The organism is Micromonospora sp. NPDC000442 (assembly GCF_042898635.1).
In the GTDB taxonomy this organism is placed as follows: Bacteria; Actinomycetota; Actinomycetes; order Mycobacteriales; family Micromonosporaceae; genus Micromonospora.
In genome coordinates, this window is the sequence record NZ_JBIAYZ010000006.1 from 32,952 (window position 1) to 50,894 (window position 17,943).

The window sequence follows — 17,943 nt, forward strand, 5'->3', positions numbered from 1 at the left end:
GATCGATGACCACCACCAGCACCACCGGTGCGGACTCGCCCCCGCGACCCACCGTTCGTCCCACCCGTGGCGACCGGAGGCACCGCTGGGCCCGCCGGGCCCCGCTGCTGCCCGCCCTGGTCTTCGCCATCGTGGTGACGCAACTGCCCTTCCTGTTCACCCTCTACCTGTCCACGCAGAGCTGGAACGCGCTGCGGCCGGGCAGCCGCGAGTTCATCGGCCTGGCCAACTACGCCACCGTGCTCACCGACGGTCGGCTGCGCGCCGCGCTGCTCAACACGGTGGTGCTCACCGCCGCATCGGTGATCGCCTCCGTGCTGCTCGGCCTCGGCCTGGCCATCCTGCTCGACCGCAGGTTCCCCGGTCGGGGCGTCGTCCGCACCCTGCTCATCACCCCGTTCCTGGTGATGCCGATGGCGGCGGCGCTGCTGTGGAAACACGCCATCTACAACCCGTCCTACGGGCTGATCAACGGCATCCTCGGCGGCAGCACCGACTGGGTGTCGCAGTACCCGATGGTCTCCGTGGTCGCCGCGTTGGTCTGGCAGTGGACCCCGTTCATGATGCTGATCATCCTGGCCGGGTTGCAGAGCCAGTCCCTGGAGACGCTTGAGGCGGCCCGGGTCGACGGGGCCGGCCCGTGGCAGACCTTCACCCGGATCACCCTGCCCTACCTGCGGCCCTACCTGGAGTTGGGCGCCCTGCTGGGATCCATCTACCTGGTGCAGACCTTCGACGCGGTCTTCACCATCACCCAGGGTGGCCCGGGTCGGGCCACCACCAACCTGCCGTACGAGATCTACCTGACCACCTTCCGCAAGTTCGAGTACGGCGAGGCCGCCGCGGCCGGCGTCGTGGTGGTGATCGGCACCATCATCGTCGCCACCTTCGCGCTGCGGGTGATCTCCAGCCTGTTCCGGATGGAGGACGCGCGATGACCCGTACCGCGAATCCGGCCCGGCGCAGCGCGGGCCTGACCGGGGCGATCTGGACGGTGCTGGCGTGGCTGGCCGGGCTGCTGTTCTTCCTGCCGGTGGCGTGGATGGTGCTCACCGGTTTCAAGCGGGAGGTCGACGCCGCAAGCAACCCGCCGTCCTGGTTCTTCACCCCGGTGCTGGACGGCTACCGGCAGGTCTTCGACCGGGACATCACCCCGTACCTGCTCAACTCGGTGATGGCAAGCGTGCTGTCCACCGTGCTGGTGCTCGTGCTGGCCACCCCGGCGGCGTACGCGCTGTCGATCCGGCCGGTCGAGCGCTGGCGCGACGTGCTGTTCTTCTTCATCAGCACCAAGATGCTGCCGGTGGTCGCCGCGCTGCTGCCGATCTACCTGCTCGTGCAGGACCTCGGCATGCTGGACAACGTCTGGACCCTGATCGTGCTCTACACCGCCATGAACCTTCCGCTCGCGGTGTGGATGATGCGGTCGTTCCTGCTGGAGGTGCCGGCGGCGCTGATCGAGGCGGCGGCGATGGACGGCGCCAACCTGCTCGTCACCATCCGGCGGATCCTGCTACCGATCGTGGCGCCCGGCCTGGCCGCGACCGCGCTGATCTGCTTCATCTTCAGCTGGAACGAGTTCTTCTTCGCGGTCAACCTGACCGCCACCCGGGCCGGCACCTCGCCGATCTTCCTGGTCGGCTTCATCACGTCCGAAGGGCTGTTCCTGGCCCGGCTCTGCGCGGCGGCGACAATCGTGTCGCTACCGGTCGTGCTGGCCGGCTGGATCGCCCAGAAACAACTCGTCCGAGGACTCTCCATGGGGGCGGTCAAGTGAAGGCAGCAGTAATCGTCACGCCGGGCCAGATCAGCGTCGAGTCGGTACCGGACCCCACGCCCGGTCCCCGGGACGTGGTGGTCGAGGTCGCCGGATGCGGGATCTGCGGCACCGATCTGCACATCATGGACGGCGAGTTCGCGCCCGCGTACCCGATCGTGCCGGGCCACGAGTTCGCCGGCACCGTGGTCGCCCTCGGGCGGGACGTCACCGAACTGCGCGTCGGTGACGCGGTGGCCGTGGATCCGTCGCTGCACTGCGGCGAGTGCTACCAGTGTCGCCGCGCCCGGGGCAACCTCTGCGAACGGTGGAACGCCATCGGGGTCACCGTCTCCGGCGGGGCGGCCGAGTACGCGCTCGCGCCGGTACGCAACTGCGTGGTGCTGCCGTCCGGTGTCGCCCCCGCCGACGCCGCCCTCATCGAACCGCTCTCCTGCGCGGTGCGCGGCTTCGACGTGCTGCCCCGCCGGCTGGCCGACCATTACCTCATCTACGGTGCCGGCACCATGGGCCTGATGATGCTGGAGCTGGCGAAGCGCTGCGGTGCGGCAACCGTCAGCGTGGTCGACCTGAACCCGGACCGCCTCGCCACCGCCGTCGCGTTGGGCTGCTCGGCGAGCGCCGCCAACGCCGACGAACTGGACCGCCCGCGCGGCTGGGACGTGGTCATCGACTGCACCGGGGTCGAGGCCGCCATCTCCGACGGCCTGGGGCGGGTCGCCCCCGCCGGCACGTTCCTCCAGTTCGGCGTCTCCGAGTACGCCACCCGGGTGCCGGTCGAGCCGTACCGCATCTACAACAAGGAGATCACCGTCACCGGCTCGATGGCCGTGCTGCACAGCTTCGACCGCGCCGCCGAGCTGTTCGCGGCCGGCGTCCTGGACCCGCAGGTCTTCATCAGCCACCGCTTCCCTCTGGCCGCCTACGCCGACGCGATGTCGCAGTTCCGCTCCGGCATCGGTCGCAAACTCCTCATCACCTGACCCACCCCACCACCCTCGGCCCGCCCCTCCCGCCGCTGCCGATCATGCAGTTGTGGCACCGGAAATACGGTGAATGCACCACTTTCGTAGGTGCCACAACTGCATGATCAGCCACGTGTCGTGGTCGGGCGCGCGGCGTGGTGAGGGACGCGGCGTGGTGAGGGACGCGGCGTGGCGAGGCGTGTGGCATGGTCGGGCGGGCGGCATGGTCAGCTGTGCGGCATGGGCGGGTGGGCGGCGGGGTACCGGGCCGGGGTGCGGATGGACAAGACCGAGCGTGAAGAACTCCGTCGGCTCGTGGCGGACTTCAGACGGTGGGGTCAGCTCGCCACGACGGCACAGAACTGGCACCGGGCGGTCCAGCGTGCGGCCAGCAGCGCCGAAGAGGTCATGCGGGCCCGCAGCGTCCTGGTCGACCGGTCCGGCCAGCCAGCCTGGCGCGTACTCCCGCTGGGGGAGAACGACCGCGACATCGTCCGACGGCTACGGGAACGAGCCAAGCTTCCCGCGACGACGAACGCCGACCGTGCCCTGCTGCGCCTGCTCACCGATGACGCCCCCCGCGCCGCCGCCGACCTCGCACCGATGCTCGACGTACGCCGCTACCTCACCGGGCCGGCGAGGAAACAGTCGGCGGCCACCGCGGCGACGTTCCTGCGTCACCGGCACGCGGAGGTCATCGCCGCCGAGGGCCCCGAGCGTCTGGCGCAGCTCGGCGTCCACACCGCACCCCCTGACCCGGCCCGGGACAGCCTGGACGATCTGCTCGACCCGGTCCTTCGCTTCGCGCTCCTCGCCGAGCGAAGCGACCGGGAGCCAGCTGGGCGGTCCGGGTCCGAGCCTGGACGGTCCGGCTCCGAGCCAGCTGGGCGGACCGGCCCTGCGTCCAACGAGCAGACCGGCCCTGCGCCGGAGCTGGCTGGGTGGACCGGTCCGGAGCCGGAGCTGGTGGACCGGTCGGTCTTCGGGGGCCTGCCGGCAGCCCTGGCCGCCATCGACAAGGTCATGGCCGGCGAAGCCCCGTACCGGTCGGCGGCCCGTGAAGCGGGCGAGAAGGTCAGACATGCCGAGGTGCGACGGATCCTGCGGGACATGCCGGTGGAGGCGTTGCGGACCGTCACCCGCGACCGGTTCCGACTCGGGCCGCTTGCCGACGCGGGAGTCACCACGGTGCAGGACGTGTTGCAGCGCGGCGCGTCGCTTCAGGCGCTTCCGGGTGTTGGTGAGACCTCGGCCCGGCGGATGCTCGGCGCAGCCCGCACCCTCTGGCAGGCCACGTACGACGACACGCCGGTTCGTATCGACGTCGACCACCGCCACCCGGAGGCCACGCACCTGCTGCGGTGCCTCGCCGAGTGGGACGCGCGCCGACGGACGCGCGGTGCGGCAGCCGACCTCGAACGGGCCGCCGAACTCGCGCCGCTGGGCAGCGCCATCGACCGTAGGACCAGCCACCTTCTCGTGGTGCCGACCCGAGGGCTTGTCGCCACCGGCCTGCGCGAGAGCATCCAGATCGTCATCAGGCGCGCCGAACTGCTCGGTGGGGCGCCGCCGGCCGGTCGGCGGCGCCGGCGTGTCGATCCGTGGGAGGACTTCCTCAAACGACCCGCCGACTACCTCGCCATGCTCGCCGAGCTGGGATTCACCAGCGGCGACGAGAACGCGGTGCACGGCGATCTCCCAGACGAGATCATCCAGGCGGTACGCGACCAGGCGCTCGACGGCGCACACCTGACCGCGTCCCTGCGCGGTTATCAGAGCTTCGCCGCGCGCTTCGCCCTGGTCCAACGCAAGGTCATCGTCGGGGACGAGATGGGCCTCGGGAAGACCGTCGAGGCGCTCGCGGTCCTGGCGCACCTGCACAGCCGGGGAAGTACCCACTTCCTGGTGGTGTGTCCCGCCGCCGTGGTGACCAACTGGGTCCGCGAGATCGGCGGCAAGTCGACGCTTCGTCCACACCGGGTGCACGGTCCGGAACGCGATGCCGCGGCCCGCACCTGGCTGCGGGACGGGGGCGTGGCGGTCACCACCTACGAGACCCTCGCCTGGTGGGAGCCGCAGCTGCGGGAACTCCCTGACCTGGCGTGCGTCGTGGTCGACGAGGCCCACTACGTCAAGAACCCGCAGGCGCAGCGGTCAGTCAGGACGAAGGAGCTCGTCGCGCGCGCCGACCGGGCCATCCTGCTCACCGGTACGCCGCTGGAGAACCGGGTCGACGAGTTCCGCAACCTCGCCTCCTACGTACGCCCCGATCTCACCGTCGACGCCACCGACCTGTCACCCCCGCGGTTCCGGCGGCAGATCGCCCCGGCGTACCTGCGCCGCAACCAGGACGATGTGCTCGACGAACTGCCCGAACTCATCGAGGTCGAGGAGTGGCTGCCGATGTCCTCGGCGGACACCGGCCGCTACCGCGAGGCGGTCGAGCGGGGCAACTTCATGCAGATGCGCCAGGCGGCCATGCTTCAGGCCGCCGAGTCCACGAAGGTGCAGCGCCTCGTCGAGATCGTCCGGGAGGCGGCGGAGAACGAGCGCCGAGTCATCGTCTTCTCCCACTTCAGGGAGGTACTCGACGTGATCGCCCGTACCCTTCCCGGCCCGGTCTTCGGCCCACTGACCGGCTCGGTACCGGCCAACCACCGGCAGCGGATGGTGGACGACTTCTCGGCCGCCCGCCACGGCGCTGTCCTGGTGGCCCAGATCGTGGCCGGTGGTGTCGGGCTGAACATCCAGTCGGCCTCCGTCGTGGTCATCTGTGAACCTCAGCTCAAGCCGACCACCGAGGCGCAGGCCGTCGCCCGGGCGCACCGGATGGGGCAGGTCCAGTCGGTGCAGGTGCACCGGCTGCTCTCCGAGGAGGGCGTCGATCAGCGGATCACCGAACTGCTGGCGGGCAAGCGACGCATCTTCGACGAGTTCGCCCGGCTCAGCGACCTGGCCGACGCCAGCCCGGAAGCGGTGGACCTCTCCGAGGCCGAACTCGTCCAGGAAGTGGTCGCAGCCGAGCGCCAACGCCTCCTCACCCCCGCGCCCAACCTCCCGCCCCAGCACGCGCCTTCGTAACTCACGTCGCCGAACTGTGGCAGTAAAGGTGCCAGCCACCCGGCGTGTCGGCTACCGCGACTGCCACGGATCCGAAGTGTCACCGTCCTCGGTCCAGCGTGTCTGCCTGAGGGTGGTGGTGAGGAGGTTGCGGGCGGCGGTGGCCACGGCACAGTCGGGGACTCGCTAACGAAAGGTTTCCAAGATCTCGTTCCTGGGTTGACCGACAGTAAGCGAGGCGCTGGCGGTGCCGACGCAGGTCAGTCGACTCGGAGTGAATCAGTGATCGCTTCGGCGAGCGCCGGGTTGCTGGACACGGCGACGAGGACTACCTGCTGGTCGGGGACCACCACCACCTGCCGCGTCCGGCCATCCGGCAGCACGTCGCCGCCCCGGAGGACGGGGTGGCCGAATGCTTCGCCCGCTTCGGTCGCCAGCTGTGCCACCGGGTCGAGATCGAGATTCGCGCGCCTTATCTCGGCGTAGTCGACGCGAGGTCTCGGCAACACGGCGCAGCCCGCGATCACATCGACATCCACGATGTAGGTGTCGCGCATCGGCGTACCGCATTTGGTGGCATTGCGCGGCCACGCCGCCGGCACCGAGATCCGTACCCCCTTGCTGGCCACCTCTTGCTGGGGAGTTGGACCGTGGTCACGTATGGCCGCAGTCACCACCGTGGCGAGGGCGAGAACCGCCCCGATCGCGACGGCGGCGACCGCCATCCGTAAGCCCCGGCGGCTCCTCAGGTCGAGGCTCATTCATGCCCCCCGCCAGTTGTCCGGCTGTCATTCGGAAAGAGCCGGCCTCGCGTGTCACTGCGGGAGCAGAGTTCCTGACGAAGGTCTGCGAGACGACGAGACCTGGCGAGGCGGAGTTCCACGGGATGTCCAGGAAGGCCATCAGGAACCCGACAAGCTTGTCTTCGTCGTAGATCAGTCTCGGCCAGGCGTTGTCGGGAAAGACGTACGCCTCGGCGAGCGACTTGACCACCGGCCCGACCAGGTCCTCCTGGTCGGGCCGCACGGACAGCGCCAGCGCCGCCCGGTAGTTGTCTCGCGTGACCCTTTCCAACCGCATGCGGCGGACCATAGTGGGCGGGCGAGGGCATTGGCGACCCGGTTCCGCCAGCCCCGAACGCCCCGGTAGCCGCTCGCCTCACGATTTCAGCAGCGCGCCTGACGAGGGTCCGCGCGACGACGTGGCCCGGGTGAGGCGGGTGGCGACGATTGTGGCGGCCAGGACGGAGACGGCGGCGACCGGGCCGATCCAGGCCGGGCTGAGGCCGACGGCGAGCACCGTGCCGCCGAGCGCGGCGCCGAGGGCTCCGGCGGCACCGGCGACCGAGATGTTGACGGCGGCGACCAGGCCGGTGGTGGCCGCGTCGACCTGACCCATCAGCCAGGTCTGGACCAGCGGCACGACCAGGAACGCTGCCGCGCCCAGCAGGGCGAGCCCGGCCAGCGCCAGCGGGGCCACCGGCAGCAGCAGCGGCTGGACCAGCAGGATCGCCGTCAGCGCGCCGACGGCGAGGGGCAGCCGGCGGGCGATCGCCTCGGGGCGTACCCGGCCGGCGAGCAGGTTGCCGGCGATGGTGCCGAGGCCGTAGCCGACCAGACCGACACTTACCCAACCGGGGCTCAGCCCGGTGACGGTGCGCAGCATCGGCGCGACATAGGTGAAGGCGGCCACGAACCCGGTCAACGCCAGCAGGGTGACGCCGAGCCCGGCGTAGATGCCGGCGCGGAGCAGCGCACCGACGCTGTCCCGGATGCCGGCCGGTGGCGGGTTGGGAATGCGGGGGCAGAAGACGAGCACACCGAGCAGCCCCAGCGCGGCCATGCCGGCCACGGCCACGAAGGTGACCGGCCAGCCGTACGCCGCACCGATCAGGCTGCCCAGCGGCAGGCCGAGCACGGTGGCCAGGGCGAACCCGCCGAACAGCCGGGCCACCGCGACGGTCTGCCGCTCCGGCGGCACCGAGGCCATGGCCACCTGGGAGGCCACCGCCATGAACAGCGCCTGGGCCAGCGCCGAGCCCAACCGGGCCGACAGCAGCATCGGGTACGAGGTGGCCATGGCGCTGGCCACCGCGGACGCCGTGGCCAGCGCCATGGTGCCGGCGAGCAGTTCCCGGCGGGGTAGCCGGCGGGTCAGCACGGTGGCGACCGGGCCGCCCACGGTGACCACGATCATGTACGCGGTGACCAGCTGTCCGGCGGCGGCAACGGAGACGTCCAGGTCGGTGGCGACCTGGGGGAGCAGGCCGACAAGCACGAACTCGGCGGTGGCCACGGCGAACGAGCAGACGAGGAGCACATAGACGATCACAGGCGGACGCTAAAGCCTCACACCGACGTTAGAGTCAAGCGATGCGGATCGGAGAGTTGAGCGCCCGGACCGGCGCGTCGGTGCGGATGCTGCGGTACTACGAGGAGCAGGGTCTGCTGACGCCGGTACGCACCGAGTCGGGCTACCGGATCTACCAGGAATCCGACGTCGACCGGGTCGCCCGCATCCGGTGCATGCTGTCGGCCGCGCTGCCGTCCGGAGTGGTCGGGCAGGCGCTGCGGTTCCTCCTGGACGGTCGGGCCACGATCCCCGACGAGCCGGCTGATCGTGCCCGACTGGCCGACACCCTTCAGGGCGAGTTGGACCTGCTGACCGAGAAGATCGAGTCGCTGCGGTCCAGCCGGGACCTGCTCGCCACCATCGTCGCCGACGTACGCGGTGACGTGGTGGGGCCCGGCCATCCCGGTGACCCGGGCGGCGCGGTGGCCCGCCGGTCGGTCCGCAAGGCTGGCCCGGCGGTCGGTCTCGCCCGCTGAGCTGCCGCTCCGGCCCGCTCGGCCGGGAGGCCGCAGACCGTGCCGCTCAGGCCCCGTTCGGCGGCGGCGTGGCGAGCCCGGATCGTGCCGCTCAGGCCCCGTTCGGCGGCAGCGTGGCGAGCCCGGATCGTGCCGCTCAGGCCCCGCTCGGCGGCGTGGGCAGCCGCAGGCCGTGCATGCCGCCGTCGACGGCGAGCACGCTGCCGGTGGTCGATCCGGACAGCGGACTGGCCAGGTACGCGACTGCGGCGGCCACCTCCTGCGGGGTGGTGAGGCGACCGGTGGGCTGGCGGGCCTGCAACGCGGCCAGTTCCGCCGCCGGATCGTCGGCGGCGTCGAGCAGCCGACGCACCCACGGGGTGTCGGCCGTGCCCGGGTTGACGCAGTTCACCCGGATGCCGGCGGTTACGTGGTCGGCGGCCATCGCCAGGGTGAGCGCCTGCACCGCTCCCTTGCTGGCGCTGTAGAGGGCCCGCTGCGGCAGCCCGAGCCAGGCGGCGATGGAACCGATGTTGACGATCGCGGCGTGCGCGGAGGCGCGCAGGTGTGGCAGCGCGGCCCGGGTCACCCGGACGATACCGACCACGTTGACGTCGAGAACCCGGTGCCATTGCTCATCGTTGTCGGCCTCGATGGTGCCGATCGCACCGACGGCGGCGTTGTTGACCAGGACGTCGAGGCCGCCGAACGCGGCATGGGCGGCGGCGATCGCGGCCCGCACGGACACGTCGTCGGTCACGTCGGCGGTCAGGCCGAGCAACGGCTCGGGTATCTGCTGCGGGTTCAGGTCCAGGCAGGCCACCCGGGCGCCACGCTCGGCCAGCAGGGTGGCGGTGGCCAGGCCGATGCCGGAGGCACCGCCGGTGACCACCGCCGCCAACCCGGCGAACTCGCCCGCGCCGGCGGCGGCTCTGCCGGCGAACGCCTGCCCGTCGCCGGTCACGCCGGTGCCAGCGTCTGCCGTTGCCGGCCCAGGCCGTCGATCTCCAACTCGACCACGTCACCGGCGACCAGGTACGGCTTGGGTTCCGGCTGCCCGAGGGCGACGCCGGCCGGGGTGCCGGTGTTGATGACGTCACCGGGGTAGAGCACCATGAACTGGCTCAGGTAGCGGACGATCTCGGCCACCGGGAAGACCATGTCCTTGGTGGTGCCGTCCTGCCGGAGCACACCGTTGACCCAGAGCCGCAGGCCGAGGTCCTGCGGATCGGGGACCTCGTCGGCGGTCACCAGCCACGGGCCGAGCGGGTTGAACGTCTCGCAGGACTTGCCCTTGTCCCACTGGCCGCCCCGGTCGAGCTGGAACTCCCGTTCCGAGACGTCGTGCGAGATGGCGTACCCGGCGACGCAGTCCATGGCCGCCTCGGCCGACGGCAGGTAGCGCGCCTTGCGGCCGATGACGACGGCGAGTTCGACCTCCCAGTCCGTCCTGGTGCTGCCGCGGGGCACCAGCACGGGGTCGTCGGGACCGACCACCGTGTCCGCCGCCTTGAGGAAGACCACCGGCTCGGCGGGCAGGGCGGCCCCGGTCTCGGCGGCATGGTCGCGGTAGTTCAGCCCGATGCAGACGATCTTTCCGGGGTGCAGTGGGGGGCCGATCCTTAGCCCGGTGCCGTCGATCGGCGGCAGGTCGTGCGGGACGATGCCGGCCAGCCGGGCCGGGCCGTCGGCCGCCAGGAAGGCGGCGTCGACGTCGCCGATGACCCCGCTGAGGTCACGGAGTTGGGCGGCCTCGTCGAGCAGTGCCGGCGTTTCCTGCCCCGGCGGACCCACTCGCAGCAGCTTCACCGTCACCCCCAGATACCGCGTCACCGACGAGCCGGCAAGACATGTGATGTCTATCAGGTGATCGTGACGCCTCACAAGGGCCATGATCGACGGTGTCGTCCTCGTCGGTCGAGGTCGCACGGCCCGACCGGGTCGCAGGTCCCGCCCGGCGCAGGGCCGTACGACCTGTCCGGAGGGGACTCCGGCCGCTGGTCCGTCCCACGTCCGCACGCTGCACTGGAAGCAGGACGGAGAGGAGTGAGGACGATGTCGTATCTGATTGTTGTCGGCGTCGATGGTTCGGACGGTGGGCGACGTGCCCTGCAATGGGCGGTCGGTGAGGCGGCCGAGCGCAACGGCACCGTGCAGGCGGTGACCGCCTGGCGGTGGGACGGCCTGGACGGTGGCGCGATGGTCGCGCCGAACCCGGTCGAGGAGGAGGAGCGGGCCACCGCCCTGCTGGCCCGGGAGATCGGCGAGGTCACTCGGGGCACGTCGACGGCACCGGTTTCGGCCGAGGTCGTCGAGGGGCGGCCGGCCGACGTGCTGACCGCCGCCGCCCGTGGCGCCGACCTGCTGGTGCTGGGCAGTCACGGGCACGGCCGGCTGCGGCACACCGTGCTCGGCTCGGTCAGTGAGGAGTGCGTACGCAAGGCGACCTGCCCGGTGGTGGTGCTCCCGGTGCCGGTTCCGGCGCCGAGCGGCCCCGCCGTGCCGGCGGTGCCGGCCTGACGGCGGCCGACGGGGGTTGCCGGTCTCTGACATGCTCTGGGCCGTGACGACCGGCCACCCCCGTTCCCACCGCCGCGCCCGCCGGATCCGGTTCGGGCTCCTGTTCAGCCTCGGCATCGTGATCGCCCTGGCCGTGGCGGCCGTGATCGTGCTGCGCCCGCCGGGGCCCCGCCCGCTGTTCCAGATGCCGGTCGCCTGCGGGGAGACCTGGCAGGTCGGCACCTACCCGGGGCACGGCGACTACGACGTGGACTTCTTCCCGCTCTCCGGCGACCCGTGGGGACAACCGGTGCTCGCCTCCTACGAGGGCACCGTCACCGTGGCCGGGATCAACGGATCGCTGGGTGGTCGTACCCCGGACAATCCGGACGGCCCGCGGGGTCGTGGTGGTGGCTACTGGGTGAAGATCGACCACGGCGGCCGGTGGGAGACCCAGTACCTGCACCTGCTGGAGCCGCCGCTGGTGCAGGCCGGCCAGCGGGTCGTCCAGGGCCAGCAGATCGGCCGGATCGGCAGCACCGGCAACTCCGGTGCCCCGCACCTGCACTACGAGCAGCGGCGGGGCTGGGAGAAGGTGGAGACCTACTTCGACGGTGCCCCGTCGGGCATCACTCAGGACGACGCCGAGTACACGCTGCGGCTGACCAGCAACAACTGTCCGTAGCGGGCGATGTCGTACCCACCTGATGGGGTACGGCCATGGGTGTTCTCTATGACTACTTCCGCGCGGCGGACGACGCCGCCGCGATCGGGTTGATGGCGGAGCTCGACGGCGGCCCGGTCGCCGTGTCGGGGGGGCGCCCCGGGGTGGACGCGATCGACCTCAAGGGCATCGAGCCGGCGGTGACCCTCGGCAAGCTGGTCGGCTTCGTGCGCGGGCTGGCCTGGTCCACCGACCTGATCGAGCAGCGGCTGATCTGGAGCGGCGGCGACGAAGGGCCATGGTTGATCGTCCTCGACGACGCCACCAGGGACACCCTGGCGTCGATCACCGCCGCTCAGTCGCCCGAGCTGTCGGCGCGGTGGGGGCAGATCGAGGAGCTGGCCTGGGGTGACCCGCTGCCGCCGGATGAACTGCTGCCGGTGATCGAGGAGATCAGCGCCCTGGCCCGCCGCGCCCGGGCCGCCGGCCACCACCTCTACTGCTGGTGCTGCCTCTGACCGCCCGGGTCACAGCTTGACGGCGAACGTGTCCGCCCGCCGGTCCGAGCCCTGCCGGCCGGCGGGTTTGCGGTTAGCGTGGGCGAGCAGGGAGGCGGCGACCAGGGCATTTTGCCATGTTTTGTGTTGACATCGATTGGTCGGGGGACCAGACTCGCAAGATCTTTCGACTGCCGGGGAAGAATCCAGGGGGAGGACCATGTCCAGGACCAGATTCAGGTTGGCCGGCGCGACGATCGCCCTGATGCTCGCCGCCGTGGCGGGATGCAGTGGGGGCGAGGGCGTCGACGTCGACGGCAACGACACGGCGGGTGCCGGAGGCGTGCTCAACGCCGCGATCGGCGGCGAGCCCGACCAGCTCGACCCGCACAAGACCTCCGCCTACTACAGCTTCCAGGTGTTGGAGAACGTCTTCGACACGCTCGTCGAGCCGGACGCCAACCTGGAGATGAAGCCTTCCCTGGCCACCGAGTGGACCACCAGTGAGGATCAACTGACCTGGACGTTCACCCTCCGCGAGGGCGTGAAGTTCTCCGACGGCTCGCCGCTGACCGCCGAGGACGTCGTCTACTCCTACAACCGGATCATCGACGAGAAGCTGAACAACGCGTACAAGTTCGGCACCGTGAAGTCGATCGAGGCCACCGACCCGAAGACCGTGGTGGTGACCCTCAACGCGCCGACCCCGAACCTGCTGGCCAACCTCGGTGGCTTCAAGGGCGTGGCGATCGTCCAGAAGTCCAACGTGGAATCCGGTGAGATCACCACCAAGCCGGTCGGCAGCGGGCCGTTCGCCGTGGAGAACTACAGCTCCGGCGACAGCATCCGGCTGGTCCGCAACGACAACTACTGGGGCGAGAAGCCCAAGCTGGACGGCGTCCGGTTCACCTTCGTCAGCGACCCCACGGTCGCCCTGCAGAACCTGCGTGGCGGCGAGGTGCACTGGACCGACAACCTGCCACCGCAGCAGGTGCCGGCGCTGCTCGACGGGGACGACCCGGCGGTGCAGTCGGTGCCGTCGACCGACTACTGGTACCTCGCGCTGAACCAGGCGCGCAAGCCGTACGACGACGTCAACGTCCGTCGGGCGATCGCCTTCGCGCTGGACCGTGAGGCGATCACCAAGGCCGCCAAGTTCGGGCTGGCCACGGTCAACCAGACGGCCATCCCACAGAACAGCGCCTTCTACTACGAGTACGCGCCGTTCTCGCACGACGTGAACCAGGCCAAGCAACTGCTCGACCAGGCCGGGGTGAGCGGCCTGACCATGGACCTCATGGTCACCAGCGAGTACCCGGAGACGGTCACCGCCGCCCAGGTCATCGCCTCGCAGCTGGAAGCCGTCGGGATCACCGTCAAGATCCGTACGCTGGACTTCGCCCAGTGGCTCGACGAGCAGGGCGCCGGCAAGTTCGACTCGTTCATGCTCGGCTGGCTGGGCAACATCGACCCCGACGAGTTCTACTACGCCCAGCACCACAGCGACGGCACGTTCAACTTCCACGAGTACGCCAACCCGAACGTGGACCGGCTGCTCGACCAGGCCCGAACGGAAACCGACCAGGCCGCCCGCAAGCAGCAGTACGAGCAGGTGGCCAAACAGATCGTGGACGACGCCAGCTACATCTACCTCTACAACCCCGACGTCGCCCAGGGCTGGTCGAAGCAGGTCAGCGGCTACGAGGTACGCACGGACCGGGCGATCCGGTTCCGCGACGTGGCTCTCGCCCGGTGACCCGGCGGGGGACCTCAGGTGGCCCGCTTCGTCATCCGTCGGCTGTTGCAGTCGGCCGTGGTACTGCTCGGCGTGACCCTCGTGGTGTTCCTGCTGCTCCAACTGGTGCCGGGTGACCCCGTCCGGGTCGCCCTCGGCACCCGCTTCGACCCGCAGACGTACGAGGCGCTGCGGGCCCGGGCGGGGTTGGACCAGCCACTTGTGGTGCAGTATTTCGACTACCTGCGGCGGGCGCTGACCGGCGACCTCGGGGTCAGCTTCCGCAGTGGACGCCCGGTCACCGCGATCGTGCTGGAGCGGCTGCCGGCGACCCTGTCGCTGGCGGTCACGGCGGTGGTGTTCGCCATGGCGATCGCCTTTCCACTGGGGATCGTCTCGGCCATCCGCAGCGGCTCGCTTGTCGACCACGCGGCCCGGGTGTTCAGCCAGTTCGGTGTCTCGGTGCCGGATTTCTGGATGGGGATCATGGGCATCCTGCTCTTCTCCGGGGTGCTCGGGTGGCTGCCACCGTCGGGGTACGTCGCGCTCACCGAGGATCCGGGGCGCTGGGCGTCCCACGTGGCGCTGCCCGCCGCCACGGTCGGTCTGGTCACCGCCTCGATCCTCACCCGGTTCATCCGCTCGTCGATGCTGGAGGTGCTCTCCGAGGACTACGTGCGCACCGCGGAGGCGAAGGGTCTGCGTACCCGGGTGGTGGTGTTGCGGCACGTGCTGCGCAACGCCCTCATTCCGGTGGTGACCGTGGTGGCGGTGCAGTTGGCCAGCCTGCTCGGCGGGGTGATCGTGATCGAGGTGCTGTTCGCCTGGCCCGGCATCGGGCGGCTCACCTACGACGCCGTCGCGGCCCGGGACTATCCGGTCCTCCAGGGCGCGGTGCTGCTGGTGGCGGCGCTGTTCCTCCTGGTCAACCTGTTGGTCGACATTCTCTACGCCCGTCTCGACCCGAGGATCACGGTCAAATGAGCGAGCAGACGGTCAACCGTGAGGGTCAGCTGCGTCGGGTGCTCGCCGTGCTGCGGCGCGATCCGCTGGCCCTGACCGGCAGCCTGGTGCTGGTGGTGCTGGTCGTGGTGGGCGTGGGCGGCTCCTGGCTGGCGCCGTCGGGAATCAACGAGGTGAACGTCGACCAGATGCTTGAGCCGCCGAGCTGGGCACACCCGTTCGGCACCGACGAACTGGGCCGTGACGTGCTCAGCCGGGTCATGGTCGCCGCCCGGGTGTCGTTGCAGGTCGGCCTGGTCAGCGTCGGAATCGCACTGGTGGTGGGGGCGACCCTCGGGCTGTTCGCCGGCTACTACCGAGGCTGGCTCGACAACGTGCTGATGCGCTGCATGGACGTGCTGTTCGCGTTTCCGGTGCTGCTGCTGGCGGTGGCGATCGTGGCGGTGCTCGGCCCGGGACTGGTCACCGCGATGGTGGCGATCGGGGTGGTCTACACACCGATCTTCGCCCGGGTGACCCGGGCCGGCGTGCTCTCGGTGCGGGAACAGGTCTTCGTCCGGGCCGCGGTCTCGGTCGGCGCGTCCGACCTGCGGATCATGCGTCGGCACGTGTTGCCGAACATCGCGGCACCGCTGATCGTGCAGACGTCGCTCTCGCTGGCCTTCGCGATCCTCTCCGAGGCGGCGCTGTCATTCCTCGGCCTCGGCGTCCAACCGCCCGATCCGGCCTGGGGCCGGATGCTGTTCGACGGGCGCGGGTTCGTCACCGATGCCTGGTGGCTGGGCTTCTTCCCCGGTGCGGCGATCTTCCTCACCGTCCTGGCGTTCAACCTGGTCGGTGACGCGCTGCGGGACGTGCTGGATCCCCGCCAGCTCACCGTCAGCGAAGCCAGGAGGAGCACCGCATGAAGCCGGTACTGGCCGTCGAGGACCTCACCGTCACCATCGGCACCCGGCGTGGTCCGGCCCGCGCCGTCGCCGGCGTCGACTGGTCGGTGCGGCCGGGGGAGACCCTGGCACTGGTCGGCGAGTCCGGCAGCGGCAAGAGCATGAGCGTGCTCGCCGCGACCGGGCTGGCGCCGCGCACCGCCCAGGTGACAGGGCGGGTGCACCTGCTCGACACGGAGCTCACCGGGGTGACCGAGGAACGCCGTCGGCGACTGCGTGGGCGGCACATCGGGTTCGTCTTCCAGGATCCGATGACCTCGCTCAACCCGGTGCTCACCGTCGGCCGGCAGGTCACCGAGGCCGCCGAGGAACACCTCGGGCTGACCCGGCGGGCCGCCCGGTCCCGCGCCGTCGAACTGCTGGACATGGTCGGCATCCCGTCGGCGGGGCAGCGGGTGGAGGCGTACCCGCACCAGTTCTCCGGCGGCATGCGCCAGCGGGTGGTCATCGCCATGGCGCTGGCCTGTGAGCCGGACCTGCTGATCGCCGACGAACCGACCACCGCCCTCGACGTCACCACCCAGGCCCAGATCGTCGAGTTGGTCGCCGACCTGCAACGGCGCCTCGGCACCGCGGTCGTCTGGATCACCCACGACCTCGGTGTGGTCGCCGGCATCGCCGACACCGTGGCGGTCATGTACGGGGGCCGGATCCTCGAACAGGGGCCGGTCGACGCCGTCTTCGGTGCCCCGTCGCACCCGTACACCAAGGCCCTGCTGGCCGCCCGTCCGGACCCGGCGGCCGGCAGCGCTGAACTGGTCACCATCGCCGGTGCGCCGCCCAGCCCGTTGGAACTGCCGCCGGGCTGCGCGTTCTGGCCCCGCTGCCCGGTGCGGGGGGACGCCCGCTGCGAGCACGAACTTCCGCCGCTGGTACCGGTCTCGGCCGGCCACCAGGTCCGCACCTTCTACCCGCAGCCGAGCGACGGGGAGCGCCGATGAGCGAGCGGCAGCGAGCGGATCATCAGCACCGTACGGTCGTGCCGGCCGACGGCACGGCGCACGCTGCGGTGCCGAAGCAGCGGGAACCGGGCGAGGTGGTGGCCGAACTCGACGATCTGGCGGTGTGGTTCCCGACGCCGGCCGGTGTCGTGCGGGCCGTCGACGGCGTGTCGTTACGGGTACGGCGGGGGGAGACGCTGGGGCTGGTCGGCGAGTCCGGCAGCGGCAAGACCACCGCCGGGCTCGCCCTGCTCCGGCTGGTGGATCCCACCTCCGGTACGGTCCGGGTCGCCGGCCAGGACGTCACCCGGTGGTCCCGGCGGCGGCTACGTACACTGCGTCGTCGGGTGGCCATGGTGTTCCAGGACCCGCAGGCGTCCCTGGATCCCCGGCTCACCATCGGAGCGAGCATCGCCGAGCCGCTGATCGTGCATCGACTCACCGACGGCGGTGCCGCCCGTCGCCGCCGGGTCGACGAACTGCTCGACATGGTCGGGTTGCGCGGCGACCTGGCCGACCGGCATCCCCACGAACTCTCCGGCGGCCAGCGGCAGCGGGTCGGCATCGCCCGTGCCCTGGCCGGCGAACCGGACTTGATCGTGCTGGACGAACCGATCGCCTCGCTCGACCTGAGCGTGCAGGCGCAGATCATGAACCTGCTCCGCCGGCTGCAACGGGACCTGGGCCTGACCTATCTCTTCATCGCCCACGATCTGGCCGCCGTGGAGCACATGAGCGACCGGATGGCGGTGATGTACCTGGGGCGGATCGTGGAGAGCGGCACACCGGCGCAGATCTGGCGGAATCCGGCCCACCCGTACACTGCGGCGCTGCTGTCCGCGGTGCCGGTGGCCGACCCGCAGGCCGAGCGGGAACGCCGCCGGATCATCCTCAGCGGTGACATCCCCAGCCCGGTGGACCCTCCGGGCGGCTGCCGGTTCCGTACCCGCTGCCCGCAGGCCCGGCCGGAGTGCGCCGAGACCGATCCGGTGCTGGCCGAGGTCGACCCCGACCACCGTGCGGCGTGCCTGTTCGCCAAGGAGGCCGTGCGAGCCATGCGCGCGGTGTGACCACGGTGCCCGGCCGGC

The 17,943-nt window shown here is 70.9% G+C and carries 18 protein-coding genes; 13 read left to right on the forward strand and 5 right to left on the reverse strand.

The genetic code is table 11. From position 1 onward, the window contains the following. The first annotated feature begins 5 nt into the window (after positions 1-5). The 4 genes from ACFY2A_RS11330 to ACFY2A_RS11345 all read left to right on the forward strand — a co-directional run bounded on the left by ACFY2A_RS11330 (position 6) and on the right by ACFY2A_RS11345 (position 5,823). Positions 6-938 (forward strand): carbohydrate ABC transporter permease, encoded by a 933-nt coding sequence (locus tag ACFY2A_RS11330; protein ID WP_387170786.1) that lies wholly within the window; start codon positions 6-8, stop codon positions 936-938. Beyond that, the gene (locus tag ACFY2A_RS11335; protein WP_387170788.1) at positions 935-1,777 is read left to right on the forward strand and encodes a carbohydrate ABC transporter permease; all 843 of its coding nucleotides are present in this window, start codon (positions 935-937) and stop codon (positions 1,775-1,777) included. The genes ACFY2A_RS11330 and ACFY2A_RS11335 overlap by 4 nt, the downstream gene beginning before the upstream one ends. Next, the gene (locus ACFY2A_RS11340; protein ID WP_387170790.1) at positions 1,774-2,760 is read left to right on the forward strand and encodes a zinc-dependent alcohol dehydrogenase family protein; all 987 of its coding nucleotides are present in this window, start codon (positions 1,774-1,776) and stop codon (positions 2,758-2,760) included. Before ACFY2A_RS11335 ends, ACFY2A_RS11340 begins: the two co-directional genes overlap by 4 nt. 222 nt (positions 2,761-2,982) lie before the next feature. Next, positions 2,983-5,823 carry a DEAD/DEAH box helicase gene (locus ACFY2A_RS11345; protein ID WP_387170792.1) on the forward strand — a complete coding sequence of 947 codons (2,841 nt, stop codon included), beginning with the start codon at positions 2,983-2,985 and terminating at the stop codon, positions 5,821-5,823. 239 nt (positions 5,824-6,062) lie between these two features. Here the strand turns inward: ACFY2A_RS11345 and ACFY2A_RS11350 are convergent, their stop codons facing one another. From ACFY2A_RS11350 to ACFY2A_RS11360, 3 genes are all read right to left on the reverse strand, one after another. Further along, entirely contained in the window at positions 6,063-6,431 is a 369-nt protein-coding gene (locus ACFY2A_RS11350; RefSeq protein ID WP_387170794.1) for a hypothetical protein, read from the reverse strand. Positions 6,432-6,456: 25 nt separating this feature from the next. Beyond that, positions 6,457-6,882 carry a hypothetical protein gene (locus ACFY2A_RS11355; protein WP_387170796.1) on the reverse strand — a complete coding sequence of 142 codons (426 nt, stop codon included), beginning with the start codon at positions 6,880-6,882 and terminating at the stop codon, positions 6,457-6,459. A 78-nt stretch (positions 6,883-6,960) separates the two neighbouring features. Further along, a complete protein-coding gene (locus tag ACFY2A_RS11360) occupies positions 6,961-8,133 on the reverse strand; it encodes an MFS transporter (RefSeq protein ID WP_387170798.1) in 1,173 nt (390 codons plus the stop codon). Between the two features lie 41 nt (positions 8,134-8,174). Here ACFY2A_RS11360 and ACFY2A_RS11365 point away from each other — a divergent pair, with 41 nt between their 5' ends. Then, entirely contained in the window at positions 8,175-8,630 is a 456-nt protein-coding gene (locus tag ACFY2A_RS11365; RefSeq protein WP_387170800.1) for a MerR family transcriptional regulator, read from the forward strand. Between the two features lie 136 nt (positions 8,631-8,766). On the opposite strand, the gene ACFY2A_RS11370 is transcribed toward ACFY2A_RS11365, so the two are convergent. Together ACFY2A_RS11370 and ACFY2A_RS11375 are read right to left on the reverse strand one after the other, a co-directional pair. Further along, positions 8,767-9,573, reverse strand: a complete 807-nt coding sequence (locus tag ACFY2A_RS11370; RefSeq protein ID WP_387170802.1) for an SDR family NAD(P)-dependent oxidoreductase — start codon at positions 9,571-9,573, stop codon at positions 8,767-8,769. Then, on the reverse strand, positions 9,570-10,418 hold the full coding sequence (locus ACFY2A_RS11375) for a fumarylacetoacetate hydrolase family protein (protein ID WP_387170804.1): 849 nt from the start codon (positions 10,416-10,418) through the stop codon (positions 9,570-9,572). Before ACFY2A_RS11375 ends, ACFY2A_RS11370 begins: the two co-directional genes overlap by 4 nt. Before the next feature lie 246 nt (positions 10,419-10,664). Here ACFY2A_RS11375 and ACFY2A_RS11380 point away from each other — a divergent pair, with 246 nt between their 5' ends. The 8 genes from ACFY2A_RS11380 to ACFY2A_RS11415 all read left to right on the forward strand — a co-directional run bounded on the left by ACFY2A_RS11380 (position 10,665) and on the right by ACFY2A_RS11415 (position 17,925). Further along, the gene (locus ACFY2A_RS11380; protein WP_387170806.1) at positions 10,665-11,129 is read left to right on the forward strand and encodes a universal stress protein; all 465 of its coding nucleotides are present in this window, start codon (positions 10,665-10,667) and stop codon (positions 11,127-11,129) included. A gap of 31 nt (positions 11,130-11,160) precedes the next feature. Next, entirely contained in the window at positions 11,161-11,793 is a 633-nt protein-coding gene (locus ACFY2A_RS11385; protein WP_387170808.1) for a M23 family metallopeptidase, read from the forward strand. A 35-nt stretch (positions 11,794-11,828) separates the two neighbouring features. Further along, positions 11,829-12,290, forward strand: coding sequence for a hypothetical protein (locus tag ACFY2A_RS11390; protein ID WP_363920314.1), 462 nt, complete (start codon positions 11,829-11,831; stop codon positions 12,288-12,290). A 199-nt stretch (positions 12,291-12,489) separates the two neighbouring features. After that, positions 12,490-14,025: an ABC transporter substrate-binding protein gene (locus ACFY2A_RS11395; protein ID WP_363920316.1), complete on the forward strand. Its 1,536-nt coding sequence runs from the start codon at positions 12,490-12,492 to the stop codon at positions 14,023-14,025. A gap of 18 nt (positions 14,026-14,043) precedes the next feature. Further along, positions 14,044-14,988, forward strand: a complete 945-nt coding sequence (locus tag ACFY2A_RS11400) for an ABC transporter permease (protein WP_164447131.1) — start codon at positions 14,044-14,046, stop codon at positions 14,986-14,988. Beyond that, on the forward strand, positions 14,985-15,875 hold the full coding sequence (locus ACFY2A_RS11405; protein WP_387170810.1) for an ABC transporter permease: 891 nt from the start codon (positions 14,985-14,987) through the stop codon (positions 15,873-15,875). The genes ACFY2A_RS11400 and ACFY2A_RS11405 overlap by 4 nt, the downstream gene beginning before the upstream one ends. After that, positions 15,872-16,855 (forward strand): ABC transporter ATP-binding protein, encoded by a 984-nt coding sequence (locus ACFY2A_RS11410; protein WP_387170812.1) that lies wholly within the window; start codon positions 15,872-15,874, stop codon positions 16,853-16,855. Before ACFY2A_RS11405 ends, ACFY2A_RS11410 begins: the two co-directional genes overlap by 4 nt. After that, positions 16,852-17,925, forward strand: coding sequence for an ABC transporter ATP-binding protein (locus ACFY2A_RS11415; protein ID WP_387170814.1), 1,074 nt, complete (start codon positions 16,852-16,854; stop codon positions 17,923-17,925). The genes ACFY2A_RS11410 and ACFY2A_RS11415 overlap by 4 nt, the downstream gene beginning before the upstream one ends. The last annotated feature ends 18 nt before the right edge of the window (positions 17,926-17,943 follow it).